We start from the raw sequence: 26,651 nt of genomic DNA on the forward strand, positions 1-26,651 counted from the left end.
CACTCGCATGAGCAGGATCGAGGGGGTGACCGCCGCCGCCTACCGGGTGCCGACCGACCAGCCCGAAGGGGACGGCACCCTCGCCTGGGACGCCACGACCCTGGTCGTCGCCACGGTCCGCGCCGAGGGCATGACGGGGACCGGATGGACGTACGCGCCCGCGGCCGCGGCCGGATTCATCGGCGATGTCCTGGCGGAGGTGGTCACGGGGGCGGACGCCCTGGCGATCCCGGCGATCTGGGCGTCCATGATCCGCCGGGTGCGCAACGCCGGCCGTCCCGGCGTCGCCGGGTACGCCGTCTCCGCCGTGGACGTCGCGCTGTGGGATCTCAAGGCGCGACTGCTGGGGACGTCCCTGGCCGGGCTGTTCGGGACGGCCCGCGAGCGGGTGCCGCTGTACGGGTCGGGCGGTTTCACCACCTATGACGATGACGCGACCGTCGCGCAGCTCACCCACTGGGTCCACGAGCTGGGCATCGGCCGCGTCAAGATCAAGATCGGCGAGTCGTCCGGCGCCAGACCCGACCGCGACTTGCACCGGATCGCGCTGGCCCGGCGCGTCATCGGCGGCGACGCCGAGCTGTACGTCGACGCCAACGGCGGCTACACCGCCAAGCAGGCCGTCCGGCAGGCCGAGCAGATGCGCGAGCACGACGTGCGCTGGTTCGAGGAGCCGGTCTCCTCCGACGATCTGGCCGGCCTGCGGCTGGTCAGGGGGCAGGTCACCGCCGACGTGGCCGCGGGGGAGTACGGGAGCGACGTGGCGTACTTCACCCGCATGTGCCAGGCGGAAGCGGTCGACTGTCTCCAGGCCGACGCCACCCGCTGCGGCGGCTACACCGGCTGGTTCGCCGCCTGCGCGGTCGCGGCCGGGCACAATCTGCAGGTCTCCGCGCACTGCGCGCCCAACCTGCACCTGCCGGCCGCCGCCGCCACGCCCAACCTGCGGCACATCGAGTGGTTCCACGACCACCAGCGCATCGAGGCCGAGCTGTTCGACGGGGCCGCCGACCCCACCGGCGGGCTGGCAGGCCCGGTCACCGGGGAACCGGGTCACGGCCTGACCCTGCGCGCCGACGCCGCGCGGCCGTACCGCACCGCGTAGGACCAGGAGGTGACCGGGATGCGGATCGAGGACTATGCCCTCATCGGGGACATGCACACCGCCGCCCTGGTCGCCCGTGACGGGTCCGTCGACTGGCTGTGCCTGCCGCGCTTCGACTCTCCCGCCTGCTTCGCCGCCCTGCTGGGCGAGCCCGGTGCGGGCCGGTGGCTGCTGGCTCCGGCGTCCGGCGGCCCGTGCTCCTCCCGCCGCTACCTGGACGACACGCTGGTCCTGGAAAGCACATGGGAGTGCGACGGCGGCGCGGTGCGGATCCTGGACTTCATGCCGCCGCGCGGGCAGGCGCCCGACGTGGTCCGGATCGTCGAGGGCGTGCGCGGCCGGGTCGGGATGCGCATGGAGTTGATGCTCCGCTTCGACTACGGGCGCGACGAGCCCTGGCTGCGCTACGAGCACGGCCTCTTCGCCGCCGTGGCCGGGCCCGATGCCGCCTGGCTGCGCACTCCCGTCCCTCTGTGCGTCGACGAGGACGCCCGGCGCACCACCGCGGAGTTCACGGTCGGGCCAGGTGACCGGGTGCCGTTCGTCCTGACCTGGCAGCACTCGTGGCTGCCGCGCCCGGACGCCATCGACGCGCAGGAGTCCCTGACCGGAGCCGAGCGCATGTGGCGCGACTGGATCAGCGGCTGCGGCTACCGGGGCGACGACGGCGCCGCCGTACGCGGCAGCCTGCTGACGCTCAAAGCCCTCACGTACGCGCCGACCGGGGGGATCGTCGCCGCCGCCACCACGTCACTGCCCGAGCAGATCGGCGGTTCCCGCAACTGGGACTACCGCTACTGCTGGCTGCGCGACGCCTCGTTCACCCTGCAGGCGCTCATGTCGGCCGGCTACGACGCCGAGGCCCGCGCCTGGCGGGACTGGCTGCTTCGCGCCGTCGCCGGGCATCCGGCCGCCCTGCAGATCATGTACACGGTCGAGGGGGCCCGGCGCATCCCCGAATGGAGCGTGGACTGGCTGCCCGGCTACGAGGGCTCGTCCCCCGTCAACGTCGGCAACGCCGCCAGCGGCCAGTTCCAGCTCGACGTGTACGGCGAGACCCTCGACTGTCTGCACCTGGCCAGGCAGTCGGGGCTCGCGGTGGTAGAGGAGGCGTGGGACCTGCAGCGGAGCATCATGGACTATCTCGAAGGCGTCTGGCGGCGGCCCGACAACGGGCTGTGGGAGATGCGCGGCCCGCGTCGGCAGTTCGTGCACTCCAAGATCCTCGCCTGGGTGGCCGCCGACCGGATGGTCCAGGCGGTGGAGGCGTTCGGGCTGGGCGGGCCGGTGGACCGGTGGCGGGCGCTGCGCCGCGAGATCCACGACGAGGTGTGCGCGCAGGGCTACGACGCCGGCCGCGGCACCTTCACCCAGTACTACGGCTCCACCGGTCTGGACGCCGCGCTGCTGCTCATCCCCCGCCTCGGTTTCCTGCCGGCGGACGACCCGCGCGTGGCCGGGACCGTGGACGCGATCCAGCGCGAGCTGGTGGAGGACGGCTTCGTGCTCCGCTACCGGCCCGAGCACGAAGGCGTGGACGGGCTGCCCGGCCGCGAGGGCATCTTCCTGGCCTGCTCGTTCTGGCTGGCCGACGCGCTGGCGATGCTGGGCCGCCGCCGCCCTGCGCGCGACCTGTTCGACCGGCTGCTCGGCCTGCGCAACGACGTCGGGCTGCTCTCGGAGGAGTACGACACCGCCCGCCGTCGGCAGATCGGCAACTTCCCGCAGGCCTACAGCCACGTGTCCGTCATCAACACCGCCGCCGCGCTGGCCGCCCTCTGACACCCGTGCGAAGTCTTTCCACATTCGTCAGCATTCCGCTCCGGCGGGCAGGGCAGGACCGCAGGCGTGACCCGTATCGTCGCGGAAACGCTCAAAGTGATGACACGCCCCGACTCCGGCCTCAGGAGCCGGCAGCCCTACGTGCGGGTCCGCGACCTGGAACGGGACCTGGCCGCCAAGGTGGACGGCGAGGTCCGCTTCGACCCCGGCAGCCGGGGCGCCTACTCCACCGACGCCTCCAACTACCGGCAGGTGCCCCTCGGCGTCGTCGTGCCGCGCACGGTGGAGGCCGCGGCCGTCGCGGTGGCGGTCTGCCGCGAGCACCGGGCGCCGATCACCTCACGCGGCGGCGGGACCAGCCTGGCCGGCCAGACCTGCAACACCGCCGTGATCATCGACTGGTCCAAGTACTGCGACCGCCTGGTCTCCGTCGACGAGCGGGCCCGTACCTGCGTGGTGGAGCCGGGCATCGTGCTGGACGACCTCAACCGGCGGCTCGCACCGACCGGCCTGATGTTCGGCCCCCGCCCGTCCACGCACTCCCACTGCACGCTCGGCGGCATGATCGGCAACAACTCCTGCGGATCCACCGCCCAGCTGTACGGCAAGACCGCCGACAACGTCGTCCGGCTGGAGATCCTCACCTACGACGGGACGCGCATGTGGGTGGGCCCCACGAGCGACGAGGAGTACGACCGGATCATCGCGGAGGGAGGCCGCCCGGCCGAGATCCTGCGCAGGCTGCGCGAGATCGCCGGCGAGAACGCGGACGAGATCCGCCGCCGATACCCGGACATCCCACGCCGGGTCTCCGGCTACAACCTCGACCAACTGCTGCCAGACGGCCCGTTCGACCTGGCCCGCGCCCTGGTCGGGTCCGAAGGCACCCTGGTCACCGTGCTCCGCGCCGAACTGGCGCTCGTGCCCGTACCGGCCGCGCAGAGCCTGCTCGTGCTCGGCTACCACGACATCGCGGCGGCGGCCGACGCCGTGCCGCGGATCACCGCCCACCGGCCGCTCCAACTGGAGGGCATCGACGACAAGCTCGTCGGATACGAGACCCGCAAGCACATGCACCGGCAGGCGGTCGCCCGTCTGCCGGAAGGCGGCGCCTGGCTGATGGTGTCGTTCACCGGCGACGACCAGGAGGACGCCGACCAGCGGGCACGCGCCCTCGTGGAGGAGCTCGGCCGCGGCGAGCAGGCCCCGGACGTGGCGTTCTTCGACGACCCCGCCGCCGAGCAGCAACTGTGGGAGCTGCGCGAGGCAGGGCTCGGCGCCACCGCGCGCGGCCCCGGCATGCCCGACACCTGGCCCGGCTGGGAGGACTCGGCCGTCTCCCCGGACCGCCTCGGCGACTACCTGCGTGACCTGCGCCGCCTGCTGGAAGAGTTCGGATATGGCGACGCCGCACTGTACGGCCACTTCGGCCATGCCTGCGTGCACACCCGCATACCGTTCGACCTGCTCACCGCCGACGGCGTGACGGCCTTCCGCGCCTTCCTCGACCGGGCCGCGGATCTGGCCGTCTCCTACGGCGGCTCCCTGTCGGGCGAGCACGGCGACGGCCAGGCCAGGGCCGAGCTGCTGCCCAAGATGTTCGGGCCCACCGTCGTCGGCGCTTTCCAGCAGGTCAAGGCGGTGTTCGACCCCGATGACCGGATGAACCCCGGCAAGGTCGTCTCCCCGTACGGGATCACCACGAACCTGCGGCTGGGCAGCGCCTGGACGCCCGCCGAGCCCGAGACCGAGTTCGGCTACCCCGACGACCAGGGCAGCTTCCAGCGGGCCGTGATGCGCTGCGTCGGCGTCGGCCAGTGCCGCAGCCACCAGGGCGGCGTCATGTGCCCTTCCTACCGGGCCACCGGGGAGGAGGAGCACTCCACCCGAGGGCGTGCCCGGCTGCTGTTCGAGATGCTGAACGGCCACCGCGACTCCGCCGTGACCGACGGCTGGCGCTCCACCGCCGTGCACGACGCCCTCGACCTCTGCCTGGCCTGCAAGGGCTGCAAGCATGACTGCCCCGTGGGTGTGGACATGGCCACCTACAAGGCCGAGTTCCTCGCCCACCACTACGCGGGCCGGCTCCGGCCCGCCGCCCACTACAGCATGGGCTGGCTGCCGGTGTGGGCACGGCTGGCCTCTTTCGCCCCGGGCCTGGTCAACACCGTGACCCACGCGCCCGGCCTGGCCCGGCTCGTCAAGCGGCTGGGCGGGATGGAGCCGTCCAGGCCCCTGCCGTCCTTCGCGGGGATCCGCTTCAGCGACGCCTACCGCCGACGGGGGCCGCACGGCAGCGGCGAACGCGGCGAGGTTTTGCTGTGGCCGGACACCTTCACCGACAACCTGGCCCCGCGCATCGCGGCCGCGGCCGTCACCGTCCTGGAAGGCGCCGGCTACCGGGTGCTCGTCCCACCGCGCACCCTCTGCTGCGGGCTGACCTGGATCTCCACCGGGCAGCTCGGCATCGCCCGCCGCGTGCTGCGACGAACCCTGGACACGCTCGCGCCCCTGCTCCGGCGCGGCATCCCGATCGTCGGGCTCGAACCCAGCTGCACCGCCGTCTTCCGGGACGACGCCGCGAACCTGCTGCCCGGCGACCGCGACGTCACCCGGCTGGCCGAGCAGACGAGGACCCTGGCCGAGCTCCTCACCGGCACCGACGGCTGGCGGCCGCCGCGCATCGACCTCGCCGCCGTCGCCCAGCCGCACTGCCACCAGCACGCCGTCCTCGGTTACGAGGCCGATCAGCAGGTGCTCCGGCAGGCCGGGGTCCAGCTGCGCACGGTCGGCGGCTGCTGCGGCCTGGCCGGCGACTTCGGCTTCACCGCCGGTCACCTGCGCACATCACTCGCCTGCGCCGAGCACGAGCTGCTGCCCGCCATCCGGCAGAGCGACCCGGGCACGATCGTCCTGGCCGACGGCTTCAGCTGCCGCACCCAGATCGAACACGCCGGAACCCGGCACCGCCCGCTGCACCTGGCCGAACTCCTCGCCCGAGCCTGAGGATCACCCGCCTGTGGACCGCCCCAGCAGCTCGATCACCTCGTCGTCCGTGGTCTGGGTGAAATCGCGGTACCAGAACCCGATGGCGAACAGGTCGGCCGGCGTCTCCAGGCAGATCACCTCGTCGGCGTCCGCGCGCAGGCTCTCGATCGTCTCCGGCGGGCCGACCGGCACCGCCAGGATCACCCGCCCGGCTCCGTGCGCACGAGCCACCTGACAGGCGGCCCGGGCCGTGCCACCCGTGGCGATCCCGTCGTCCACCACGACGACCGTACGGCCCGCCAGGTCGACCGGCGCCCGATCACGGCGGAAGCGGCTCGCGCGGCGCATGACCTCGGCCTGCTCGTCCTCGGTTACGCCGGCCATCTCCCCCCGCGTCAGATGCGCCATCTGGACAACCCCCGCGTTGATCACTTGTACGCCCCCCTCCCCGATGGCGCCGAACCCCAGTTCGGGCTGGAACGGCACCCCCAGCTTGCGGACCACGATCACGTCCAGCGGCGCGCCCAGGGCCCGGGCCACCTCGAAGGCCACCGGCACGCCCCCTCGGGGCAGCCCCACGACGACCACGTTCTCGTCGCTGACGGCTTCCCTCACTCGTTCGGCCAGACGGACACCCGCGTCATGACGATCGACGAACACCGGTCCACCTCCTGAGTTCGCTGCCACCCTCCCCACCTCGACGCCCCTTCACCACGGCCGGTCGGCAAAAATTTGATGGGGATGCTGCAGAAATTGCAGGTCAAAGATGCTTTCGGCGGGTTTCACGGGCCGCGGGCTGAGTAGCACGACATCGAAGGGGACGTCACAGGGAAGGAAGCGACATGACGACAGCGCGTGATGTCATGCACCATGGCTGTGAATGCCTTCAGATCAACGAGACCGTCGACACGGCGGCGCGCCGGATGACGGACATGAACGTCGGTGCGCTGCCGGTCTGTGAGGAGGGACGGCTCAAGGGCATCATCACCGACCGCGACATCGTCGTGAAGTGCGTCGCGAGAGGCGAGAACCCGGCCACGCTCGCCGCCGGGCAGCTCATCGAAGCAGAGCAGGTGTGGTCGATCGACGCGAGCGCGGACATCGAGGAAGTCCTGCACCAGATGGCCGAGCACAAGATCCGCCGGCTGCCGGTGCTGGAGAACGAGGAACTGGTCGGCATCATCAGCCAGGCCGATCTCGCGGCGAAGCTGCCCGAGGACAAGGTCGGCGTACTGGTGGAAGCGATCTCGGCGACCTCCCACTGAAACCGCTGCGCCAGGGTGATCTCTGACGCGCGGCGGCCGCCCGCGTCCGCGCGGGCGGCCCCGCCGCGCCGGCGGTCCATGAGACCCGGCCGCACGGAACGAGGTGCTTCAGATGGATCGGATCAACGACGAGGTCGCCGCGCTGTTGCAGGAGTACGCCGACCTGATAGCGATCACCGGGGGCGACGCGTTCAAGGTCCGGGTGTACGAGAAGGCGGCGCGGTCGGTCGGCGGGTACGCCCAGGACATCACCCACCTCGACGCGGCCGGACTGCGCCACATACCCAATGTCGGCACGTCGATCGCGGGGAAGATCGAGGAGTTCCGCCAGACCGGTGTCATTCACCAACTGGAGGAACTCCGGGTGAAGGTGCCGGCCGGAGTACGCCGGTTGACGACGATTCCCTCACTCGGTCCGAAGAAGGCCATGGTCCTTTACGGGGAACTCGGGATCGGCTCGGTCGAAGCGCTCGAGGAGGCGATCCGGGCCGGGACCCTGCACGGGCTGCGCGGATTCGGCGCGAAGACGGAGGAGAACCTGCTCCACGGCATTGAGCTGATGAACAAGACGGGCCGGCGCGTCCACATCGATGTCGCGATGGGCGTCGCCGAGCAGGTCGTCGCGGAACTGTCGGCGGTCGGCGGCTGCCGGCGGTGTTCGTTCGTCGGATCGCTGCGCCGCATGAAGGACACGATCGGCGATGTCGACGTACTGGCCACGTCCGGGGACTCCGCGGCTTTGATGGCGGCGTTCACGGGCTCGTCACTCGCCGCCGAAGTGATCGCGAGTGGCGGCACCAAGAGCTCGATCCGCACCCCCGCCGGCCTCCAGGTGGATCTGCGGGTGGTTCACCAGGACTCCTGGGGGGCGGCACTGCAGTACTTCACCGGTTCCAAGCCCCACAACATCCACACCCGCGAGATCGCACTGCACCAGAAGCTGAAGCTCTCGGAGTACGGCCTGTTCGACGTGGAGACCGGAGAGAGGATCGTCTCGGCCGACGAGGGGGAGGTCTACGGCCGGCTCGGCCTGCCATGGATCCCGCCGACGCTTCGGGAGGACAGCGGCGAGATCGAGGCCGCGCTCCGGGGAGAACTGCCCGTGCTGGTCAGCGAGGCCGACATCCGCGGCGACCTGCACACCCACACTGATCTCACCGACGGGGTGGCGCCGCTGGAGGAGATGGTCGCGGCGGCGGCCAAGCGCGGCTACGGCTACTACGCGGTGACCGACCACGCCCCGAACCTGTACATGCAGCGGATGACCCGCGAGAAGGCCCTGGCTCAACGTGAACGGGTCCGCCGGCTGGCAGACGACTACCCGGAGCTGCGACTGCTGCACGGCACCGAGTTGAACATCGATCCGGAGGGAGACGTCGACTGGCCGGCGGAATTCCTGGCGGAGTTCGATCTGTGCCTCGCGGCGGTGCATTCGCACTTCGGGCAGCCGCGGGCCGAGATGACCCGGCGCATCGTCCGGGCCTGCGAGAATCCGTACGTCAAGATCATCGGCCATCCCACCGCCAGGATCATCGGCGGCCGCGAACCGGTCGACGCGGACTGGGATGAGGTTTTCCGGGCGTGTGCCCGCACCGGAACGGCTCTGGAGATCGACGCCTTTCCCGACCGCCTCGACCTGCCCGCCGGCCTCGTCCGGCGAGCGCTGGACTTCGGCGCGCTCTTCGCCATCGGCAGCGACGCGCATGCCGTCCCGCACCTGGGCAACATGCGGTACGGCGTCGGTACCGCGCAGCGGGGCTGGCTCACGGCCGGACGGGTCATCAACACCTGGCCGGTCGACCGGCTGCTGGAGTTCCTCCGGTCAGGGTGACTGCGAGGGGCGGTTGCGTACGTGCTCGACCGGTTGCCGAGGCGGTCGGCGGAACCGAGTGGAGGGGGCTATGACATGGCCGAACCGATCGTCGCAGGGGTGGACGGTTCCCGGGGAGGGCTGGCCGCGGTGGTGTGGGCGGCCGACGACGCGGCCCGACGCGATTGCGACCTGCGTATCGTCCACGTCGTAGAGCCGTTCGTCCACGGCGGGCGGGCATACGAGCGTTCAGCCGACGACCCGGCGCGTGAGGAAGGTGAGCTGCAGCTGCAGGAGGCCGCAGCGGTGGCCGCCGGGTTCCGCGGCACCGTCCGCGTGAGCACCGAGCTGCTCTACGGTGATACCGCCGAGGTGTTGCGTGCGCAGGCCGACGAGGCCTCGGCCATCGTGGTCGGCAGTCGCGGCCTGGGTGGATTCACCGGGCTCCTGCTGGGCTCGGTGGCCCTGGGCCTCGCCGGGCACGCAGCGGGTCCTGTGGTGGTGGTCCGTGGCTCACCCGCGATGATGCGGGGCGAGATCGTGGCCGGCCTGAATCCTCAGGATCCCGAACACCCGGCCATCGACTACGCCTTCAAGGAGGCGGAGGCGCATGGTGCCCGGCTGCGGGTGGTGCACGCCTGGGATCTGCCGTCGAGCAGGTTGGGCCGGGGCTTCCCACGGGATTTCGACATCATCGCCGAGGCGCGGCGAGAAGAGGTCCAGAGGATGTTGTCGCCATGGTCGGAGCGGCATCCCGGCGTGGCCGTGACCGTTTCGGATTACCGCGGCAATCCCGTTGCGGCGCTGTGCGAGGCGTCCGTGCGTGCCGACCTGGTCGTCGTGGGCTCCCGGGGGAGGGGAGCGATCCGCTCAGCCGTGCTCGGCTCGGTCAGCCACGGGGTGCTTCACTACGCCTCCTGCCCGGTCGCCGTCGTACGGCCGCGCGGGCGAGCCGGTTGACCGGCCCGCTCAGGAGCGCAGCCCGTGCCTCTTGCGTATGCATCGTGGTATCGGGCTAACATCGCCATATGGCGATTGATTCTGATGGTGGCCGTTGTGTCAGCGCGGACATCGCCGCCGGCGTCTCCCCGGCGGCGGCGATGTTCCACTCCCTGGCCGACGAGACCCGGCTGCGCATCGTGCAGCGGCTCGCGCGCGGCGAGGCCCGCGTGGTGGACCTGACCACCCAGCTCGGGCTGGCCCAGTCCACGGTGTCCAAGCATCTGGCCTGCCTGCGCGACTGCGGCCTGGTCGGCTACCGCGCCGAAGGCCGCCAGTCCTTCTACTCCCTGACCCGGCCCGAGCTGATGGACCTGCTCGCCTCGGCCGAGCAGCTGCTGGCCGCCACCGGCCACGCCGTGGCGCTGTGTCCCGTACGGGAGGCCGGGGAGACGGTGTCGTGACCGCGCCGAACGTCACCGTCCCGGCGCGGCGGGACGTCCTGCGGCGCCGCGTCCGGCTCCTGGTCGCCGCGACCATCACGTACAACGTGATCGAAGCCGTGGTGGCCATCACCGCCGGAGCCGTCGCCTCCTCCGCCGCCCTGATCGGCTTCGGTCTCGACTCCGTGGTGGAGGTCGCCTCCGCCGCCGCGGTGGCCTGGCAGTTCTCCGCCGCCGACCACGAGAAGCGGGAGAAGGCCGCGCTGCGCGTCATCGCGGTCTCGTTCTTCGCGCTGGCCGCCTACGTCACCTTCGACGCCGGGCGCGCCCTGCTCGGCGGCGGCGAGGCCGAGCACTCCACCCCCGGCCTGGTCCTGGCCGCGCTGTCGCTGGTGATCATGCCGTTCTTGTCGGCCGCGCAGCGCCGCACCGGCCGCGAGCTCGGCTCCGCCTCCGCGGTGGCCGACTCCAAGCAGACGCTGCTGTGCACGTACCTGTCCGCCGTGCTGCTCGTGGGCCTGGCGCTCAACAGCGCCTTCGGCTGGTCCTGGGCCGACCCGATCGCCGCCCTGGTCATCGCCGCCGTCGCGGTCAAGGAAGGCCGCGACGCCTGGCGCGGCCACGCCTGCTGCGTGACCACCCAGGCCTGCGCCCCCGGCTGCTCCTGCCCGGGAGACTGACATGCCCGTCACCGCGTTGGTCATCTATCTCGCCTGGGCCCTGCTGGCGCCGCCATGATCGCCACCGCTGCCGGGCTGGCCGCCATGGTCCCCAACCTGATCTCCCTGGCCGCGCTGGTTCTGGCCGTCGTGGCGATCGAGCTGCAGGTCCGCGCCGTCGAAGAACCGTATCTCCGGCGCGTGCACGGCGCCGCCTATCTGTGGTACGCGGCGCGCGTCGGCCGCTTCCTGCCCGGCATCGGCCGCATGCCGCACACCTCCTGACGACGATGGACGAGATCTCGGCGTTTCCACGTGGTCGACAGCGCCATCGCACCGGAGATCGCGATCACCGAGCTGTCCACCGTTTCAGCTCGACCCTCTTCCTCGACGCGCCGGGGAACACCACGACCAGGTGCTCCTCACCCGCGTCGCCGACCCGCACGTAGACGCGGAGCCGGTAGCGGCCCTTCCCCGCGATCGCCAGGTTCGGCATCGGGGCACCCGCGCCCACCTCTCCGTCGCCCATCTCCGGCACGGTGAGCCGGCCGCTGCGGCTGACGATCGGCACCTCGTTGACCTGATCCCACCCGGCCGTCCGCCGGGGCGGCGCGGTGCGGAGGGCCTTCACGGTGAGGCACAGATCGATGACGTCCTCGATGTGCCCGATGAGCACCGCGCTGCGGGCCACCCCGATGCCGGCGCTGTCGTCGTAGACCTTGTCCGTCGCCCGCTCCGCCGCCTCGCCGGCCGCCGGGTCGCCGGGATCGTGGACCAGATATCCGGCATCGCCGTCGGCGAACAGGAAGTAGGTGGCCGTGGCCTGGACGACACCCTTCGTCCGGGGCCACGGGTCGCGGCAACTCGCGTTCCTCTCGGCGAGGTAGGCGTCGCTCGCCGCCTTCTTCTCCGCGGTCGACCGCAGCAGCTCGGGATGGGTCGCGCCGATGATCTCGGGGCAGACGTAGACGAGGTCCCACGGGTCCGCGCCCCACGCGGGCCGCGCGCTCCCGGCCCGCGTCAGGATCGCCGTCTGCTCGCCGCGGTCCTTCGCACGGCACAGTGCTCGCGCGTACGAGAGGACGCCCTGGTCCGACAGGCTGTCCGGGAAGATGGGTGGAACCCCGCCGTCTCTGCTCCGCGCCAGGCACAGGAACGCGGCGTCGCGCTCCTCAGGTTTCAGGTCGCCGAAGCTGGGCCGGTCATAGCAGTCCATCGACCAGCCGGTGTGGGTGAGGTGCGCGGCCTGCTCCGGGTGGATCTGCGCGATGACCGGCAGCACGGCCACGGCCGCCACCGCGACGCGGATCGCGCGCTGCCCCGCGGGCGGAAGGTCCGCCAGGCGGTCCTCCTTGGGCATTTCGCGGGCGGTCGCCGCGATCCACACGGTGCTGACGAGGATCACCGCCTCCATCAGGACCGACACCGCCAGACCGTCGCCGGGGATCGTGTCGAGGAGAATGTCGAGCGGGAGCACCAGCGCGTAGACGCCCACCGACAGCCAACCGGCGGTCAGCGTGCCACGGCTCCATCGGCCGTCGCGCCACTGCCCGATGACCGTGATGAGGATCCCCGCCACTCCGCCCAGCATAAAGATCGGTGCGACGATGCCGCCCGCGCCGAGCTCTGGGAGGTCGAGGTCGTCGAGCAGCTCGTCGGTCATCACGACCAGCTCGACGGCGAACATCGCGCCGGCCGCCGCTCGCAGCATGCCGGACCGCCAGCGGATGACGAGCAGGAAGAGAACATCGATCGCGGCCCACAGCGCGAGCTGGAAGGCCATGTCGACCGCGTCGGGGAGCAGCGCGATCGGGTACCACAGCACGAGGCCGTCCGCCACCGCCAGATACAGCACCCCGCGCAGCGCCTTCTCCCTGCGGTCGAGCGGTCCCCGCGCAGGAGCGCGCAGGATCAGCCACAGGAACGCGGCCTTCACCGGGGCGGCCACGAGCAGCGCCACGACCGTCGGGGCGTCGAACCCTTCTCGCCCGGCGAAGCCCGCATAAGCCGGCGGCGCCCATTCGACGGCCACCCAGAGCCAGGCATCACCGATCAGCAGGCCCGCGACCGTCGCCGCAAGAACCAGGCCTACTAATCCAATCCTGATAACCCGCCAGAAACCATCCGGAAGCATGGATGATCTTAGCGCGGCACGGATCAAGGATTGACCACCGGAGCTGACACCCTGGCCGCCCCGGACGGTTACTCGTCCATGCGGCACCGACATGTGTTTTCCGGCATGCGCAGTGTTGACGGATATCCCCTCGCAAGAGATCCTTGCGAAGCGATCAACGAATTGTCATGACAATAGTTACGGGGAGGCATCGTGCGTTCAAGGAAACGGCACTTATGGGTGGCCGCGGCCACCGCTTGTCTGATGGCAATCAGCACGCCCGCGTATTCGGCTGACACACACGGTTCGGCCGAAGACCTCGAAACCACCGCACTGATGTACCTGAAATCGCGAGTCGCCCAACTGACCGGCGACTCGCGGGGCACCGCACTCCACGCGATGCCGGCGAGCGAGCAGCTCAAGGAGACGCTCCGAGCCGACTCCGCCGCGATCGACGTACGCCGCGAGAAGTTGAGATCAGCCAACGGCGGGCACAGCCGGGGCGAGGTCACCGTCTCCGACACGCAGATATCGACCAGCGGCAAGACCGCGACGGTCAAGCTGACCGAGAACACCACGTTGTTCTACGCCCGCACGACGCCAGGCAGTCCGGAGGCCGAGCAATACCAGCTGCGTCACACCCTGACGTACACCCTGGAGGGAAGCCAGTGGGTGCTCAGCCATGACGCGCCGGATATCCGCGTGGGAGACCTCGCTCCCGACACCTACCCGAGCACCGCAGGAACCGTACCGTCCAAAGCCGTTCCATCCAGTAAGAAGCTCAGCAGCACATCCCGGCCACGGACGACGTCCCAGGGCACGGTGCCCGACAAATCGTCCCCCACCTATCGTGCTCCCGGAAACTCCACACTCGCCTACGACTACGGCGCGATGACGAGATACGCCCTCCAATACTGGAGCAACTACAACCCGAACTACCGGACCTACGGCGGTGAAGGCGGCGACTGCACCAACTTCCTGTCGCAGATAGTCAAGGCCGGAGGCTGGGCGGAGACGGGCTCCTGGCCAGGCGAGAACCGGACCCTCCCCGACCAGTGGTACTACGGGCACGAAGGTAACTGGACCACCACCTACACCTGGGCGGCGGCCGAGAACTGGTACTGGTTCGCCAGCCCCTTCAATTCCGGCCGGACGGAGCCGCTCGACTACATCTGGGAAATGGGCGTCAGCGACGTCCTGCAAATCGACTTCGACCGGAACGACAACATCAGCCACTCCATGTTCGTCACCGGCCGCGATGGTTCAGGACAGAACGCCGACGAACTGTACATGACCTACCACAGCACCAATACTCTGAACAAGAGACTGAGCAGCATCATCGCGGCGACCCCCGATGCATGGTTCTACGCACATCGGACGTGACACGGCAGACATGAGCATCATCTCGGACATCCGGCGGAGGCTTGTCGTAGCCTTCGCCGGATGCGCGCTGCTGCTCGGATGCGGCATCACGGAGGCGCCCGGAGGAGCCGCCAGCCCCCGGGCCGCGGTGGACGCCTACGTGACCGGGCTGAACCAGCACGACGCGCAGCGGCTCGCCCTGCTGGCCCCGATCGGGAACGACCCGGCAGCCGACATCCAGCGGCGGCTGGAGACGCACGGCGGCCGGCAGATCCGGCTTGAGAACGTCGACATCAGCAGCGAGATCTCGCCGAAGATGGCGACCGCCCGGCTCGTCGGACGCGGCATCTCCGGGCAGTATCAAGAGACCCTGGTGCTCACCCGCCAGGATCAGCGCTGGTATGTCGCCTTGGGAGCCCATCCCCATCCGGCCAAGACCCCGGCCTCGACGGCCCGCCCTTCAGGCTGAGGTACGTCCAGGTCTTGCCGTGCGGTGTGTCCTCATCCGGCAGGGGGAAGTCGGTGTTCGCGGAGATGGCGACGGGCGTGGTCATCCCGAACGGCCGAGAAACGCGTCGTCCATGCCCCGACGTTGATGCATCAAGAGGTGATCCGGGTCATCTGCCGAAGTTCCCCTCGGGTCGACTCGCAGTCCATCGCCCGCAGCCGGGCCAGCACCGGTCCGGCGTCCGCGTTGAATCGCAGCTCCTCCGGGCAGCCCTCGACGATCCGCCACAGCAGCGCCATGGCCGCGCTCGAGTCGCCGTCCATCGCGTGCGCGGTGGCCACGGCCAGCAGGTGCCGCGCCTGGCGGTCCCTGTCGGGGAGGCGGTCGGCGTCGACACCCGCGGCGAGGCGGATCGCCTGCGCGCACCGGCCCATCCGGACCGCGACCGCGACTCGGTGCAGGTCCACCTCCAGTGCGAACTCCGTGCCCAGCCGGTCGCCGATCCTACGGGCGTGGTTCAGCAGCTCCTCGGCCCGCAGCACGTCGCTCTCCTCGGCGGCGGCGAGCGCGGCCGTCAGATAGCAGAGCCCGGTGACCTCCAGCGACTCGGGCCGCTCGTCGATCACCGCCAGGCACAGCCAGCGCGCGTCGGCGTACCGGCCGAGCGAGACGAGCACGCCCGCCACCTCAGCCTTCGTGATCGCCGAACCCGCCGAGGAGGCCACCGCGCGATCGGCGGCGACCAGGGCCAGCGCGTGCTGGCCGCAGCTTCGCAGCAGCGCCGCGAACAGCCGGTACACCTGGGTGAGGCCGGCCGTACCGGCTTCCCGGTCCGCGCCGGTGGAGCCCCTGGCCGACAGGTCGGCCATCGACAGCAGCGGCGGCAGGCGGCGCCGCGTCTCGGTGTAGCGGTGGGGCGAGCGCTGCCAGATCTCCCACGCCGTCATCACGTGGTGCTGCACCCGCAGCACGCTCTCGGTCGCCTCGCCGGTGAACCGGCCGGGCAGCAGCAGCGCGTTCCCGACCTCGTCGGATTCGCCGTGCTCGCAGGCGGGCGGGAGTTTCGTCCGGCCGCCGACGAACTCGGAGAGATCCTCGACGCGGAGCACTTCGGCGATCCGCATGATGGTCGACAGCCGATCCAGGGGTTTCACCCCGTTCTCGACCAGGCGGAGCCATTCCTCGCTGCAGCCGACCAGGTCGGCCAGAATTCTCCGGGTAAGGCCGCGCGAACGGCGCCTGGCCATGATCCGCGCGCCGTCAACCAAGAAATCGCCGACCATGCCGCCACATTAAGTGAGGAATTCGAGGCCCTCGGTGGCCGGAAATGACGGCGACTCCTTGCCGCTCGACCTTCGTGAAATGTGGGTTACGCTGAAGGGTTCGCCACGAAGCAACTCCAGTTGGATCTATCCGGTCGGGCTCCGCCGACAATGCCGCTACACCATTCGGCAGGAGGAGACCACGATGGCGATCGACGTCGAGTCGATTCGGAAGGAATTCCCGTTCTTCGAAACCGCCCTTGACGGTTCCCGCCCACCCGTGTACCTCGACAGCGCCGCCACCACGCAGAAACCCGCCCTTGTCCTGGGCGCGTTGAACCACTACTACATCCGCACCAATGCGAATGTGCACCGTGGCGTGTACCGGCTGGCCGTACAGGCGACCGACCTGTACGAAGGGGCGCGAAGCAAGATCGCCGCGTTCGTGCGCGCACCGCGAGCCGAGGAGATCGTTTTCACCAAGAACGCGACCGAGGCCGTCAACCTGCTGGCCAACTCATTCATCTGGGCGGACGGACGGCTCCGCGTCGGTCCCGGCGACGAGATCGTCCTGACCGAGATGGAGCACCACTCCAACCTGATCCCCTGGCGGCTGCTGGCCGAGCGGGTGGGTGCGAAGGTCAGATATCTCGGCATCACCGACGACGGCCGCCTGGACCTCTCCGACCTGAGCGAGAAGCTCAACGAACGGACCAAGGTCGTCACGGTCGTGCACGCGTCGAACATCCTGGGCACGGTGAACCCGGTCGCAACGATCGCCGCCCGCGCGCATGAGGTCGGCGCCCTGATGGTCGTCGACGCGGCCCAGTCGGTCCCGCACCTCGGCATCGACGTCTCCGCGCTGGGAGCCGACTTCGTCACGTTCTCCGGCCACAAGATGTGCGGCCCGACCGGAATCGGCGCCTTGTGGGGCAGGTACGAACTTCTGGAAGAGCTCCCGCCCTTCCTCGGCGGCGGCGAGATGATCGAGCACGTCGCGGTGGACGCCATGCACTACGCCGCGCCCCCGCTCAAGTTCGAGGCCGGCACACCCCCGGTCGCGCAGGCCGTCGGCCTTGGCGCCGCCTGCGACTTCCTGAGCAACATCGGCATGGACGCGATCGCCGCCCATGACCAGGCCCTGATCGAGTACGCCCTGGACCGGCTCGGCGACGTTTCCGGCATCCGCTTCATCGGCCCGACCGACACCGCGAACCGGCTGCCGCTCCTGTCGTTCGTGGTGGACAGCATCCCGCTCCAGCGCATGCGCGCGAGTCTGGACGAGGCGGGCATCGCCGTCCGGTCCGGCAACCACTGCGCGCAGCTCGCGTGCAGCCGATTCGGCGTCCCCGCCGCGATCCGGGCCTCGTTCTACCTGTACAACTCCCCCGACGAGGTCGACATCCTCGCCGAGACCCTCGAAACGGCCACGAGGTCCCGGGCCGCCGTGACCGCGGGCACCTCCTTCGACGTCAGCCTGGTACGGCAGTACCAGGACATCCTGCTCCCGTCGATCTTCCAGCCGTGGGCGGAGTACATGGTGGAGGCGCTGGCGCCGGCCCCCGGCACCAAGGCGCTCGACGTCGGCACCGGCCCCGGCACTGTCGCCAGGGTGCTGGCCAAGGCGGTCGGCCCCACCGGCGCCGTGGTCGGCACCGACCTCAACCCCGCCATGCTCGCCCTCGCCGCTGAACTGCCTGCCCTCGACGGCGCCCCCATCCAGTACGTGGAATGCGGTGCCACCCCGCTGCACGTCTCCGACCAAGCGTTCGACCTGATCACCATGCAGCAGGTCCTGCAGTTCGTTCCCGATCGCGGCGCGGCGCTGGCCGAGATGCGGCGGGCCGCCCGCCCCGGCGCGCGGATCGCCATCGCCACGTGGCAGCCGCTGCGCCGCAACCCCCTCTTCCGCGCCCTGCACGACGCCGTCGCCACCGTCCTCGGCCCCGACAAGGCGGGCCTCTTCGAGGAACCGTGGTCCCTGCCCGGGATCGAGGTCGCCATGCTGGCGAAGGAGGCCGGTTTCGTGGACATCGAACTCCGCGAATGGACGCTGCCGGCCACCCTTCCCGGGGGGCCTGACGCGATCTGCTGCCTGTTCGACTTCTCCGCGGTCAGCCCGTACATCGGTTCGCGTCGCGCCGACCTCGCGGCCGCCGTACGCGCGAATCTGGCGCACTGCACGGATGAGACCGGCGTCCACTCGGAGACCGCGGTGACCCTGGTGACCGCCCGAGCCTGACCGCCGCTCTTCCCCGAGGGCCACTTCCCGCCGGGGGTGGCCTTTCGGCGCCCCAGTTCATGAGTTCGCCCGTGCCCGACCCAACGGCCCAGATCGGCTCTGGTGTCAGCCCATCTCCTGTATCTGATCGTGGTCCGGGTATTCGGCTGGTTGGTCCTCCTGGGCCGAAGCGAGGCGGCCATGGACGCCGAGATCATGGTGCTCCGGCATGAGGTGACGGTACTGCGGTGTCAGATCGTCGTGCGGAACCGGACTGGGCCGATCGAGCGACCCTGGCACGAGCACGGACAGCAGGGCCGGTCCGAGCCCGAAGCGATCCTGCAACGTCGGCAGCAGGGCTCCGAGCATCGCGGTGATCGCGTCATTGACGAAATGAACTCCGGCGAGGAAACGGCCAGCGACGTCCCGCCGAGGACGCCTGGCTTGCGGATCATGTGCGGCATGGACTCCTTCAATCGTGTACGGCCGGCGACAAGGGCCACCCGCGAATGGCAGAAATACCATAGGGGGGTATGGTGTTATTCCGAACAACCGAACCAGAGGGGAGTGGACATGGCCGGATACAGCCACAGCAAGCAGAACCATGCGATGCGCCTGCGCCGTATCGAGGGGCAAGTCCGCGGCCTGCAGCGCATGGTCGAGGACGACAAGTACTGCATCGACATCCTGACGCAGGTGTCGGCAGCGGCCAGCGCGCTGAAGTCGTTCTCCCTGGCGCTGCTCGAAGAGCACCTGGCCCACTGCGTCGCCGAGGCCACGCAGAAGGGCGGGCCCGAGGCGGAGGCCAAGGTCAAGGAGGCCTCCGACGCCATCGCACGGCTTGTTCGTTCCTGACCGACCGGATTGAAAGGGAGATCGATATGAGCACCGCCACCTACACCGTCAAGGGCATGACCTGCGGCCACTGCGTCAGCTCCGTCAAGGAGGAGGTCAGTGAAGTGGCCGGTGTCACCAACGTCGAGGTGGACCTGGCGACCGGCCTGCTGACCGTGAACAGCGACGGCCCCGTCGACCCAGCGAAGATCACCGCCGCCGTCGAAGAGGCCGGTTACGAAGTGGCGAACCAGTGAACACCACGTTCATTCTCGGGCGGCCGGTCGCGGAAGGGGCCCGTCGGTGAGCGCCGTCCTCATCCTCGGCGGATATGGTGCGGTCGGCCGCGAGGCCGCCCTGGCTCTGTCAGGACGTCCCGACACAGAGGTGATCGTCGCTGGGCGCAATCCAGGCCGTGCCCGGCCCATTGCCGGTGTGACGTCGGTTCGCGTGGACGCCGCCGACCCCGCTGACCTGGCCAGGTCACTGGAGGGAATCACGACGGTGCTTATGTGCGCCGAGATCGACAATGCCGCCGTCGCCCGCGCCTGCCTGGAGCGCGGCATCGGCTATGCCGACGTGTCGGCCTCCCATGACGTACTGGCCGCGATCGAGGAACTGGACGATCTCGCCGCGGCGCGCGGCGCGACCGCCGTCCTGAGCGTCGGCCTCGTTCCCGGCGTCACTAACCTGCTGGCGCGCGTGGTCGCCGAGCGGTCACCGGGCAGCGACCTGCACATCGGCGTGCTGCTCGGCTCGGGGGAGCAGCACGGCTCGGCGGCGATCGCCTGGACACTGGACGGGCTGGGCGCGCTCGAAGGCTCGTGGACGATGGCCTTCCCCGAGCCGTACGGTGCCCGTATCGTGCATCGTTTCCCCTTCTCCGACCAGTACACGCTGCCCCGGACGATCGCCGTACCGTCCGCCCGCACGGGCTTGTGCCTCGACTCCCGCCTGTTCACCACGCTGCTGGCCGCCGCCCGGCGCCCTGCCATCGCAGGGCTGCTGCGCCGTCCCCGGATACGAGAGCTGCTGCTCAAGACGCTGGCGAAGGTCCACCTCGGAAGCGACGGCTTCGCGGTGACGGTCAGCGCCGGAGCGGCTCAGGCGTCGTTCGGCGGGCACTCACAGAGTTGTGCGACCGGCCGCGCGGCCGCGCTGCTCGTCCGCGACCTGCCCGGACTGCCGGTCGGCGTCCGCCACATCGAGCAGTTGGTGGACCCGATCGCCTTCCTGACCGAACTGGCAGCCAGCGGGTTCGTCGTCGACGTCAATGGCTGAACCTCGTGGGAGGAGGGTTCCGCCGCTCACCGGTCAGCCGGGGTCGAGCCAGCCGAGTCGGCTGCCGCCGCGAATCAGCACAGTGCCGGCCTGCAGGGACTCTGGATCGGCTTGTAAGACGGCGATGTGACGGTCGTAGATGAGCATGCGCGGTGCAGCGCGATCTGTTCTGACGCGGCGGAGTGCCCCGCCGTGAAGCAGTGTGATCAACGGGCTTCGGCGGCGCCGAAGGCGAACCATCCCCGGTCGGGGAAGCCGGCGGCTTCGGCCACCGCCGCGGAGGCCCGGTTGGCGGGGTCGTGCATGTAGGTGGGCAGGGCGCCTTCGTCCAGCACCCGTCTGGCCGCCTGGGCGACCAGGCGGCGGGCGAGGCCCCGGCCGCGGGCCGGGGGAGCGGTCACCACTGCCAGTTCGCGGCCGTAGGCGTCGTGCCGTTTGATTCCCACCCCGGCCAGGTGCTCGCCGGTTGCGGGGTCCATGGCCACCAGGACATCCCCGCCGAAGGGCAGCAGCCAGTCCGGTACGCCGGGGGCGTCCGCGGCCATCCAGGTACCGGCGTCGGGCAAGGGCTCGGGGCGGGTGGTCCAGCGGTAGACGGCGGTGAACCAGCCGCGCTCGGGGAAGCCCGCCAGGGCGGGAACCCGCGGCCCCAGCACGGCGAGGTCCCTGTCCTCGGCGTACAGCTTCGTCGCGGCCGTGACGGCGTGTGGAGGAAGCGACAACACGCCTGCCTCGGGGCTGGACACTCCGATCGCGGGATGGATCTTGCCGTCCCAGCCGGGATGATCGCGCACGTCCGCGCCGATGATGTCCAGCTCGGTCACTGCGGGCCAGCCGCCGAGCCAGTGGGACAGATGCTCAACGAGCCATCGCTCCACACCTTCCTCCTTATACGGTAGGGGGGTATGGTACATCGAGAGTCTTGAGGAGGACATATGCGACGTCTCGTCCCGCTTGAGCCTGCCGACGCCCCGGGCAGGTCCAAGGAACTGCTGAACGACATCCTCGACAGGAGAGGAAGCGTGGGGGACATGGTCGCCACCATGGCGCACTCGCCGGCGCTGCTTGAGGGCTACCTGAACTTCTCTCGCGCCATGAAGCGGGTCAAGCTGCCCCGCGCCCTCAGCGAGAAGGTCTCGCTTGCCGTCCAGGAGTGGATCGGATGCGGCACCTGCATGCAGGCGCACGTCGAGGCCGGGCGCGCGGCCGGGCTCAGCGAGGCCGACATCGCCCTGGCCCGGCAGGGCACGTCCACCGACGCCAGAGAGGCAGCCCTGATCGCCGTGGCCGTACGGTGATGGCCGAGCCGTCCTCCATCACCGACGCGGATGTCGCAGACCTCCGCGCGCACGGCTGGAGCGACCGCATCATCGCGGAGATCGTCGGCGTGGTCACACTCAACCTGCTGACCGGGGCCTTCAACCTTCTGGCCGGCCTGCAACCAGCGAACTGAGCAGCAGCACGATGCATGGCGATCTACCGGGGAGACGCCCGCCAGGTGCTCGCAGAGATGCCCGCAGGCTCGGTGGACTGCATCGTCACCAGCCCGCCGTACTGGGGCCTGCGCCACTACTGCCGCACATATCGGTCCATTGGTGCAGGTATGGTCCAGTAAAGCCCGCGATGCAGGCGGCAGGGTCGACGGCGTGGGCTGAATTACTATATTGGCTAGTAGGATGAGTCATGCGCGATCCACGGCTTCGTGCCGCAACCGCGGGCGACAAGCTGTACGCCCACGAGAGCCGGACCGGCCGGGTACGGTCGAGTCCCGGCGACGGCGAGAGCTGGACTCCGCCGGTGGGTGTGGACGCCGAGAGACGCGTTCAGACCAGCTGTGACGGCGGGCGCACCCGGCAGGCCGGCTGCGCGGGGCGGGCCGCCGCGTTCGCCGCCGTTGACGGCAACCGGCTGCTCGCCGCCCTCGAAGACGGCACTGTCCACGAGCCGCGGACCAAGAGTGGCGACATCGCCGTCGCCTTCCGACCGGCGGGCACATGAGCGATCATCACCCGCGCCAGGACCGGAGCCGCCTGCGCTCGCGTCGCGTGCTCATCCCGGCCGTCGCCGTCCTCGTCGCGATACTGGCCTACGCCGTGCCGGCCGTTCTGCTCGCCGGCGAGGTTCCACCCGGTACGCGGGTGGACGGAGTCGACGTCGGCGGAATGTCACCCGAGGCCGCCCGCTCCCGGCTGGACGAGGAGCTGAGGAAGCGGGTGGAGGAGCCGTTGACGCTGATCGCAGGGAAGAAGCGGGAACAAGTGACGCCCACCGAGCTGGGGTTCGGCTTCGACACCGGGGCGACGGTCGAGGTCGCCATGGACGGCGCCGTCACCCCGGTCGGCGTCGCCCGCTCGCTCTTCGGCAGTCGCGAGGTTCCTCCCAAGGTCACCGTGGATCAGGGGCGGCTCACCGCCGCACTCGGAGAGCTGGCCGAGAGCGTGCACCAGAAGCCCAGGGAAGGCAGTGTCCGCTACCGGGGACTGGAGCCGCGAGCTGTCCTGCCCAAGCCCGGCCGTGCGCTCGACCTCGACCAGGCGGCGCGAGCCGTACGGGCGGCCTTCGAGCAGGGCCGTACGTCAGTGGAGCTGGACGTCCGCGCGACGCCGCCGAAGGTCACCGCCGCCGAGGTCCGTCGTGTCACCACGACCACCGGACGCACGGCGGTCGCGTCGCCGCTCACGCTTACCAGTGGCGGCAAGGAAGCCGACGTGTCCAGAGAGCAGTTGGCCGCGGGCCTGCGTTTCGTCTCGGACGGGCAGGGTGGTCTGCGCCCGTCCTTCAAGGCTTCCGAGATCGCTCCGGCCTTGGGCAAGGCACTGCTGGCGACGCCACCGAAGGACGCCTCCTTCAAAATCGTCAAGGGCAAGCCGCAGGTCGTCCCCTCCCGGCCGGGGCGGGGCGTCGACACCAAGGCGATCGGCCCGGCGATCGCCGAGGCCGTGGCAGCGGGAGAGCGCACCGTCGAGCTGCCCGCCGTGGCACGACAGCCGCGGGTGACCACCGCCGAGGCGAAGAAGCTGGGCGTCAAGGAGAAGGTCAGTTCGTACACCACGCAGCACCCGTGCTGCGCTCCTCGCGTGACCAACATCCACCGCATCGCCGACATCCTCGACGGTTATGTGGTGCAGCCCGGTGAGACGTTCTCGCTCAACGGCGTGGTCGGCAAGCGCGACAAGGCGCGCGGCTTCGTCGAAGCTCCGATGATCCTCAACAACCGCTTCGTCAACGACGTGGGCGGAGGCATCTCGCAGTTCGCCACCACCATGTTCAACGCGGTCTTCTTCGGCGGCTTCGAAGACGTCCAGCACAGGCCGCACCAGTACTACATCTCCCGTTACCCGGCCGGGCGGGAGTCCACGGTCTCCTATCCCCAGCCGGATTTCCGCTGGCGCAACGACTCACCGTACGGCGTGCTGATCAAGACCTCGTACACCGACACCTCCATCACCGTGCAGTTCTGGAGCACCAAGCGCTACGAGATCGAGTCCGAGAGCTCGGCGCGCTACGACGTCAAGCCGGTCCCCAGCCTGACCGACTCGGGACCCGACTGCATCCCGATGGGAGGCGCGGAGGGGTTCACCATCGACGTGTGGCGGATCTTCAAGCAGGACGGGAAGGTCGTACGCAAGCAGAAGTTCCACACCGTGTACGACGCGGAGCCCCGGCTCACCTGTGACGGGCCGGAGCAGTCGCGGTGAACGGTCCGAAGGAACCGTTCAAGAAACGGTGTGACGACGATCACCAGTAGTATTACGGCATGTTGCGCGGCCTGGGCGAGCTCGAATCCACGATCATGGATTGGATGTGGGCCCGGCGCAGGTCGGCCTCGGTGCGTGAGGTGCTGGAGGGCCTTCGCCAGGAGCGGACGATCGCCTACACCACGGTGATGACCGTGATGGACAACCTGCACAAGAAGGGCCTGCTCAAGCGGCAGCCCGTCGGCCGCGCCTACGTCTACGAGCCGATCGCGTCCAAAGAGGCCTACACCGCCGAGCTGATGCGCAAGGCGCTGGCGGGCAGTGACAACCAGGCGGCCACGCTCGTCCACTTCCTGGAACGGCTCACTCCGGAGGAAGCCGCAGCGCTTGAGGCGGCCTTGCAGGTGTTCCCGAACCGGGGTGGCCGGGCCTGATCGCCTCTCTCGTCCGGTGATCTACACGATCGCCGCCGCCGTGTACCTCCCCCGGTTAGGACGCAGGGCCACTGCCTGGGCGGTGATCGCGCTGTGGCAGGCGGCGGCCGCCTCGGTGGTCGCGTCCGTCGTGCTGGCCGCGCCGGCCTTCGCCGTGCCGGCCGAGGTCGTGGGGCACGGTCCGGCCGGGCTGTTCAAGGCGTGCGCGGCCCTGCTGAGTGACGGGTCCGGCCTGACCATCACGGGTACGGCGGCCCTGCTGAGCGGGCACGATCTTCACGGCGTCACCCGTTGTCCGCCGCACTGAACGCTCCGGGCGGGCCACGCGTATCTCATAGCGACAATACCGAATCATTCACTATGTGGAATAGTATGTTTTGCTGCGCCTGACGCGCGGCGCGGCAGAGACCGAGACAGCCCACGACAAGGTGCGCGGGGAAGGCCAAGGTAGAGAAGATGGTCGACGCGCAGACCAAGCTCCTGCGGCGGCTCGGCGCCTTCCGCACCGGTGACCCCAACAGCAAGGGCATGGTCTATACCGGCCAGGCCTCCGGCAGCCCCGCACCGCATGGTCTCAATGGAGCTGGGGCGCCGACCGGCGCGTTCCGCTGGACGCCCTGCAACCCGGCGATCTGCTCTTCAGCGAAGGGCTGGGGCACATGGGGATGTACGCGGGGGCCCGTCCATCGAGACCATGACCGAACACCTGCCCGGTCTCCGGCTGGTGTCCACGCTCGACGGTGCGGTCGATCATCTGGAGGGACGGTTCGTCGCCCGGCGCTTGGGCTTGGCCGCGTTTCCTGATCTCCTCCTCGAAGGTCAGGAAGGACTCGGCGAGGGCGAGGCCGAACGAGTGCAGCAGCTCAGCCGAAACCTCGATGTGGTGCAGGCGCAGGGTGTCCGCCGTGCTCGCACGTTCGGTGCGGCCGGTCATGTCGGCGAGCTGCCGCATGGCCCGGCCCGTCGCGGCTTGGAAGTCTTCGGCGTAGATGTTGTGGCTGAGGCCGCCGATGGTGATCAGAGTGTGGTCGACGTCCCACAGGACCAAGGTCTTCCCGGCGCTCATCGTACGAGCCCAGCCTCAATCTTGTGATTTCGGCATGTATGGATGAGTCCTATCATCCCAGGTCATAAGCGCTTTTCTTATGTTCCCGCATGAAATTCGCCGCGAAAGCCGACGGCTGGAGAGGTAGCGGGTGGAGTGACCAGAAGGATCGGGTAGAAACTTATACGCCTGAGGATGACGTTCTTGATGACTTCCCCCATCCTCTGAGGGCAAGGCCTGTTACTTCCGCCAGACTTGCGGATCGTGTCGACGACCGAAAGACCGTTCCGTCCCACGAGTGAGGCGACTCCGTTCACCGCTTCGAAGGAGCGTGGGCTGCCTGCGATGCTACGTCCACGACGGCCGGGGCTCGCCGCCCTTGCGGTCCTGCTCGTGCTCGGGGGTGCCTTGGCCACCACGCTGCTCGTGCAGCGCGCTGATCAGCGGATCTCCGTGATCCGGATCAATCAGCAGGTCGGCTCGGGGGAGGGATTCCGGCCGGCGGTCATGCAGGAAGCGCTGATCGCCGACGCCGGCGGGGAGTACGTGCTGTGGTCGGAACGCGAGCAGATCGCCAGGACGGTGGCCGCGGTGACGATCCTTCCCCACACGTTGCTCACCCGGGCGATGACCACGACGGCGAGCGAGAAACTGGCCGCGGGTAAGGCGCGGGTGGGCTTGGCCCTGAAGCCGGGTCAGGTGCCGAGCGAGTTGAAACCGGGATACCGGGTGCAGATCATCCACGCCCACCACACGTGGCAGGCCCGGCTTCTGGCGCCCAGCGCGCTGGTGGACAGCGTGGTCGAGCAGCGCAACGGCACGACGATGGTCACGGTCGTGGTCGACAGCGCCGCGGCTCCGGAGATCGGAGCGCACGCGGCGGACGGTGACATCGTGATCGTGGAGTTGTCCGGCGAGCGTTAGAACCCATCAAGCGCCCTGACAATGAGTGGTTTATTGAT

General features: G+C 69.7%; 27 protein-coding genes. 22 read left to right on the forward strand and 5 right to left on the reverse strand.

Features of this window, described 5'->3' with window-relative positions:
- The first annotated feature begins 7 nt into the window (after nt 1–7).
- The 3 genes from FR742_RS39165 (at nt 8) to FR742_RS39175 (ending at nt 5,893) form a co-directional block, all read left to right on the forward strand.
- Nucleotides 8–1,105: an enolase C-terminal domain-like protein gene (locus FR742_RS39165; protein ID WP_148036256.1), complete on the forward strand. Its 1,098-nt coding sequence runs from the start codon at nt 8–10 to the stop codon at nt 1,103–1,105.
- 18 nt (nt 1,106–1,123) lie between these two features.
- Entirely contained in the window at nt 1,124–2,887 is a 1,764-nt protein-coding gene (locus FR742_RS39170; protein ID WP_148036257.1) for a glycoside hydrolase family 15 protein, read from the forward strand.
- 99 nt (nt 2,888–2,986) lie between these two features.
- A complete protein-coding gene (locus tag FR742_RS39175; RefSeq protein WP_148036258.1) occupies nt 2,987–5,893 on the forward strand; it encodes an FAD-binding and (Fe-S)-binding domain-containing protein in 2,907 nt (968 codons plus the stop codon).
- Between the two features lie 3 nt (nt 5,894–5,896).
- On the opposite strand, the gene FR742_RS39180 is transcribed toward FR742_RS39175, so the two are convergent.
- Nucleotides 5,897–6,535, reverse strand: coding sequence for a phosphoribosyltransferase (locus FR742_RS39180; RefSeq protein ID WP_148036259.1), 639 nt, complete (start codon nt 6,533–6,535; stop codon nt 5,897–5,899).
- Nucleotides 6,536–6,717: 182 nt separating this feature from the next.
- On the opposite strand from FR742_RS39180, the gene FR742_RS39185 reads away from it, so the two are divergent.
- The 6 genes from FR742_RS39185 (at nt 6,718) to FR742_RS39210 (ending at nt 11,276) form a co-directional block, all read left to right on the forward strand.
- On the forward strand, nt 6,718–7,140 hold the full coding sequence (locus FR742_RS39185; RefSeq protein ID WP_148036260.1) for a CBS domain-containing protein: 423 nt from the start codon (nt 6,718–6,720) through the stop codon (nt 7,138–7,140).
- Nucleotides 7,141–7,252: 112 nt separating this feature from the next.
- On the forward strand, nt 7,253–8,971 hold the full coding sequence (gene polX / locus FR742_RS39190) for a DNA polymerase/3'-5' exonuclease PolX (RefSeq protein ID WP_148036261.1): 1,719 nt from the start codon (nt 7,253–7,255) through the stop codon (nt 8,969–8,971).
- Between the two features lie 75 nt (nt 8,972–9,046).
- Nucleotides 9,047–9,910 carry a universal stress protein gene (locus FR742_RS39195; protein ID WP_148036262.1) on the forward strand — a complete coding sequence of 288 codons (864 nt, stop codon included), beginning with the start codon at nt 9,047–9,049 and terminating at the stop codon, nt 9,908–9,910.
- 68 nt (nt 9,911–9,978) lie between these two features.
- Entirely contained in the window at nt 9,979–10,353 is a 375-nt protein-coding gene (locus FR742_RS39200) for a metalloregulator ArsR/SmtB family transcription factor (protein WP_148036263.1), read from the forward strand.
- Nucleotides 10,350–11,012 (forward strand): cation transporter, encoded by a 663-nt coding sequence (locus FR742_RS39205; protein ID WP_148036264.1) that lies wholly within the window; start codon nt 10,350–10,352, stop codon nt 11,010–11,012. The genes FR742_RS39200 and FR742_RS39205 overlap by 4 nt, the downstream gene beginning before the upstream one ends.
- 54 nt (nt 11,013–11,066) lie before the next feature.
- A complete protein-coding gene (locus FR742_RS39210) occupies nt 11,067–11,276 on the forward strand; it encodes a hypothetical protein (RefSeq protein ID WP_222709264.1) in 210 nt (69 codons plus the stop codon).
- A gap of 64 nt (nt 11,277–11,340) precedes the next feature.
- Here FR742_RS39210 and FR742_RS39215 read toward each other — a convergent pair whose 3' ends face one another.
- Nucleotides 11,341–13,023: a hypothetical protein gene (locus FR742_RS39215; RefSeq protein WP_148036265.1), complete on the reverse strand. Its 1,683-nt coding sequence runs from the start codon at nt 13,021–13,023 to the stop codon at nt 11,341–11,343.
- Between the two features lie 345 nt (nt 13,024–13,368).
- Between FR742_RS39215 and FR742_RS39220 the strand changes: the two genes are divergently transcribed.
- Together FR742_RS39220 and FR742_RS39225 are read left to right on the forward strand one after the other, a co-directional pair.
- Nucleotides 13,369–14,487 (forward strand): amidase domain-containing protein, encoded by a 1,119-nt coding sequence (locus tag FR742_RS39220; RefSeq protein WP_148036266.1) that lies wholly within the window; start codon nt 13,369–13,371, stop codon nt 14,485–14,487.
- 10 nt (nt 14,488–14,497) lie between these two features.
- Nucleotides 14,498–14,935: a hypothetical protein gene (locus FR742_RS39225; protein WP_148036267.1), complete on the forward strand. Its 438-nt coding sequence runs from the start codon at nt 14,498–14,500 to the stop codon at nt 14,933–14,935.
- Nucleotides 14,936–15,066: 131 nt separating this feature from the next.
- On the opposite strand, the gene FR742_RS39230 is transcribed toward FR742_RS39225, so the two are convergent.
- A complete protein-coding gene (locus tag FR742_RS39230) occupies nt 15,067–16,197 on the reverse strand; it encodes a helix-turn-helix domain-containing protein (protein ID WP_148036268.1) in 1,131 nt (376 codons plus the stop codon).
- A gap of 184 nt (nt 16,198–16,381) precedes the next feature.
- Between FR742_RS39230 and FR742_RS46450 the strand changes: the two genes are divergently transcribed.
- From FR742_RS46450 to FR742_RS39250, 4 genes are all read left to right on the forward strand, one after another.
- On the forward strand, nt 16,382–18,418 hold the full coding sequence (locus tag FR742_RS46450) for a SufS family cysteine desulfurase (protein ID WP_148036269.1): 2,037 nt from the start codon (nt 16,382–16,384) through the stop codon (nt 18,416–18,418).
- A 552-nt stretch (nt 18,419–18,970) separates the two neighbouring features.
- Nucleotides 18,971–19,252, forward strand: a complete 282-nt coding sequence (locus tag FR742_RS39240) for a metal-sensitive transcriptional regulator (protein WP_148037235.1) — start codon at nt 18,971–18,973, stop codon at nt 19,250–19,252.
- Between the two features lie 26 nt (nt 19,253–19,278).
- A complete protein-coding gene (locus FR742_RS39245) occupies nt 19,279–19,488 on the forward strand; it encodes a heavy-metal-associated domain-containing protein (protein WP_148036270.1) in 210 nt (69 codons plus the stop codon).
- A gap of 46 nt (nt 19,489–19,534) precedes the next feature.
- Complete coding sequence (locus FR742_RS39250) at nt 19,535–20,512, forward strand: saccharopine dehydrogenase family protein (protein WP_148036271.1); 978 nt, start codon at nt 19,535–19,537, stop codon at nt 20,510–20,512.
- Between the two features lie 206 nt (nt 20,513–20,718).
- Here the strand turns inward: FR742_RS39250 and FR742_RS39255 are convergent, their stop codons facing one another.
- Nucleotides 20,719–21,390, reverse strand: a complete 672-nt coding sequence (locus FR742_RS39255) for a GNAT family N-acetyltransferase (protein ID WP_222709265.1) — start codon at nt 21,388–21,390, stop codon at nt 20,719–20,721.
- A 57-nt stretch (nt 21,391–21,447) separates the two neighbouring features.
- Between FR742_RS39255 and FR742_RS39260 the strand changes: the two genes are divergently transcribed.
- The 6 genes from FR742_RS39260 (at nt 21,448) to FR742_RS39285 (ending at nt 24,951) form a co-directional block, all read left to right on the forward strand.
- Nucleotides 21,448–21,810 carry a carboxymuconolactone decarboxylase family protein gene (locus FR742_RS39260; RefSeq protein WP_261809022.1) on the forward strand — a complete coding sequence of 121 codons (363 nt, stop codon included), beginning with the start codon at nt 21,448–21,450 and terminating at the stop codon, nt 21,808–21,810.
- Nucleotides 21,810–21,965, forward strand: coding sequence for a hypothetical protein (locus FR742_RS46225; protein ID WP_261809023.1), 156 nt, complete (start codon nt 21,810–21,812; stop codon nt 21,963–21,965). Before FR742_RS39260 ends, FR742_RS46225 begins: the two co-directional genes overlap by 1 nt.
- Before the next feature lie 230 nt (nt 21,966–22,195).
- On the forward strand, nt 22,196–22,510 hold the full coding sequence (locus FR742_RS39270) for a hypothetical protein (RefSeq protein ID WP_148036273.1): 315 nt from the start codon (nt 22,196–22,198) through the stop codon (nt 22,508–22,510).
- Nucleotides 22,507–24,210: a VanW family protein gene (locus FR742_RS39275; RefSeq protein WP_148036274.1), complete on the forward strand. Its 1,704-nt coding sequence runs from the start codon at nt 22,507–22,509 to the stop codon at nt 24,208–24,210. The genes FR742_RS39270 and FR742_RS39275 overlap by 4 nt, the downstream gene beginning before the upstream one ends.
- 59 nt (nt 24,211–24,269) lie before the next feature.
- Nucleotides 24,270–24,644 (forward strand): BlaI/MecI/CopY family transcriptional regulator, encoded by a 375-nt coding sequence (locus tag FR742_RS39280; RefSeq protein ID WP_148036275.1) that lies wholly within the window; start codon nt 24,270–24,272, stop codon nt 24,642–24,644.
- A 16-nt stretch (nt 24,645–24,660) separates the two neighbouring features.
- Entirely contained in the window at nt 24,661–24,951 is a 291-nt protein-coding gene (locus FR742_RS39285) for a hypothetical protein (RefSeq protein WP_148036276.1), read from the forward strand.
- A gap of 267 nt (nt 24,952–25,218) precedes the next feature.
- Here FR742_RS39285 and FR742_RS46455 read toward each other — a convergent pair whose 3' ends face one another.
- Nucleotides 25,219–25,710, reverse strand: a complete 492-nt coding sequence (locus FR742_RS46455) for a hypothetical protein (RefSeq protein ID WP_315970664.1) — start codon at nt 25,708–25,710, stop codon at nt 25,219–25,221.
- A 387-nt stretch (nt 25,711–26,097) separates the two neighbouring features.
- On the opposite strand from FR742_RS46455, the gene FR742_RS39300 reads away from it, so the two are divergent.
- Nucleotides 26,098–26,613, forward strand: coding sequence for a hypothetical protein (locus FR742_RS39300; RefSeq protein WP_148036278.1), 516 nt, complete (start codon nt 26,098–26,100; stop codon nt 26,611–26,613).
- Nucleotides 26,614–26,651: the final 38 nt, after the last annotated feature.

The organism is Nonomuraea sp. C10 (assembly GCF_008017515.1).
Taxonomy (GTDB): domain Bacteria; phylum Actinomycetota; class Actinomycetes; order Streptosporangiales; family Streptosporangiaceae; genus Nonomuraea; species Nonomuraea ferruginea.

What these genes read in the sequence shown, in the direction of transcription:
- FR742_RS39165 (WP_148036256.1), top strand. Translation starts at nt 8, where the DNA reads ATGAGCAGGATCGAGGGGGTGACCGCCGCCGCCTACCGGGTGCCGACC.
- FR742_RS39170 (WP_148036257.1), top strand. Translation starts at nt 1,124, where the DNA reads ATGCGGATCGAGGACTATGCCCTCATCGGGGACATGCACACCGCCGCC.
- FR742_RS39175 (WP_148036258.1), top strand. Translation starts at nt 2,987, where the DNA reads ATGACACGCCCCGACTCCGGCCTCAGGAGCCGGCAGCCCTACGTGCGG.
- FR742_RS39185 (WP_148036260.1), top strand. Translation starts at nt 6,718, where the DNA reads ATGACGACAGCGCGTGATGTCATGCACCATGGCTGTGAATGCCTTCAG.
- polX (WP_148036261.1), top strand. Translation starts at nt 7,253, where the DNA reads ATGGATCGGATCAACGACGAGGTCGCCGCGCTGTTGCAGGAGTACGCC.
- FR742_RS39195 (WP_148036262.1), top strand. Translation starts at nt 9,047, where the DNA reads ATGGCCGAACCGATCGTCGCAGGGGTGGACGGTTCCCGGGGAGGGCTG.
- FR742_RS39200 (WP_148036263.1), top strand. Translation starts at nt 9,979, where the DNA reads ATGGCGATTGATTCTGATGGTGGCCGTTGTGTCAGCGCGGACATCGCC.
- FR742_RS39210 (WP_222709264.1), top strand. Translation starts at nt 11,067, where the DNA reads ATGATCGCCACCGCTGCCGGGCTGGCCGCCATGGTCCCCAACCTGATC.
- FR742_RS39220 (WP_148036266.1), top strand. Translation starts at nt 13,369, where the DNA reads ATGGCAATCAGCACGCCCGCGTATTCGGCTGACACACACGGTTCGGCC.
- FR742_RS39225 (WP_148036267.1), top strand. Translation starts at nt 14,498, where the DNA reads ATGAGCATCATCTCGGACATCCGGCGGAGGCTTGTCGTAGCCTTCGCC.
- FR742_RS39230 (WP_148036268.1), bottom strand. Translation starts at nt 16,197, where the DNA reads ATGGTCGGCGATTTCTTGGTTGACGGCGCGCGGATCATGGCCAGGCGC.
- FR742_RS46450 (WP_148036269.1), top strand. Translation starts at nt 16,382, where the DNA reads ATGGCGATCGACGTCGAGTCGATTCGGAAGGAATTCCCGTTCTTCGAA.
- FR742_RS39240 (WP_148037235.1), top strand. Translation starts at nt 18,971, where the DNA reads ATGGCCGGATACAGCCACAGCAAGCAGAACCATGCGATGCGCCTGCGC.
- FR742_RS39245 (WP_148036270.1), top strand. Translation starts at nt 19,279, where the DNA reads ATGAGCACCGCCACCTACACCGTCAAGGGCATGACCTGCGGCCACTGC.
- FR742_RS39260 (WP_261809022.1), top strand. Translation starts at nt 21,448, where the DNA reads ATGCGACGTCTCGTCCCGCTTGAGCCTGCCGACGCCCCGGGCAGGTCC.
- FR742_RS46225 (WP_261809023.1), top strand. Translation starts at nt 21,810, where the DNA reads ATGGCCGAGCCGTCCTCCATCACCGACGCGGATGTCGCAGACCTCCGC.
- FR742_RS39270 (WP_148036273.1), top strand. Translation starts at nt 22,196, where the DNA reads ATGCGCGATCCACGGCTTCGTGCCGCAACCGCGGGCGACAAGCTGTAC.
- FR742_RS39275 (WP_148036274.1), top strand. Translation starts at nt 22,507, where the DNA reads ATGAGCGATCATCACCCGCGCCAGGACCGGAGCCGCCTGCGCTCGCGT.
- FR742_RS39280 (WP_148036275.1), top strand. Translation starts at nt 24,270, where the DNA reads ATGTTGCGCGGCCTGGGCGAGCTCGAATCCACGATCATGGATTGGATG.
- FR742_RS46455 (WP_315970664.1), bottom strand. Translation starts at nt 25,710, where the DNA reads ATGAGCGCCGGGAAGACCTTGGTCCTGTGGGACGTCGACCACACTCTG.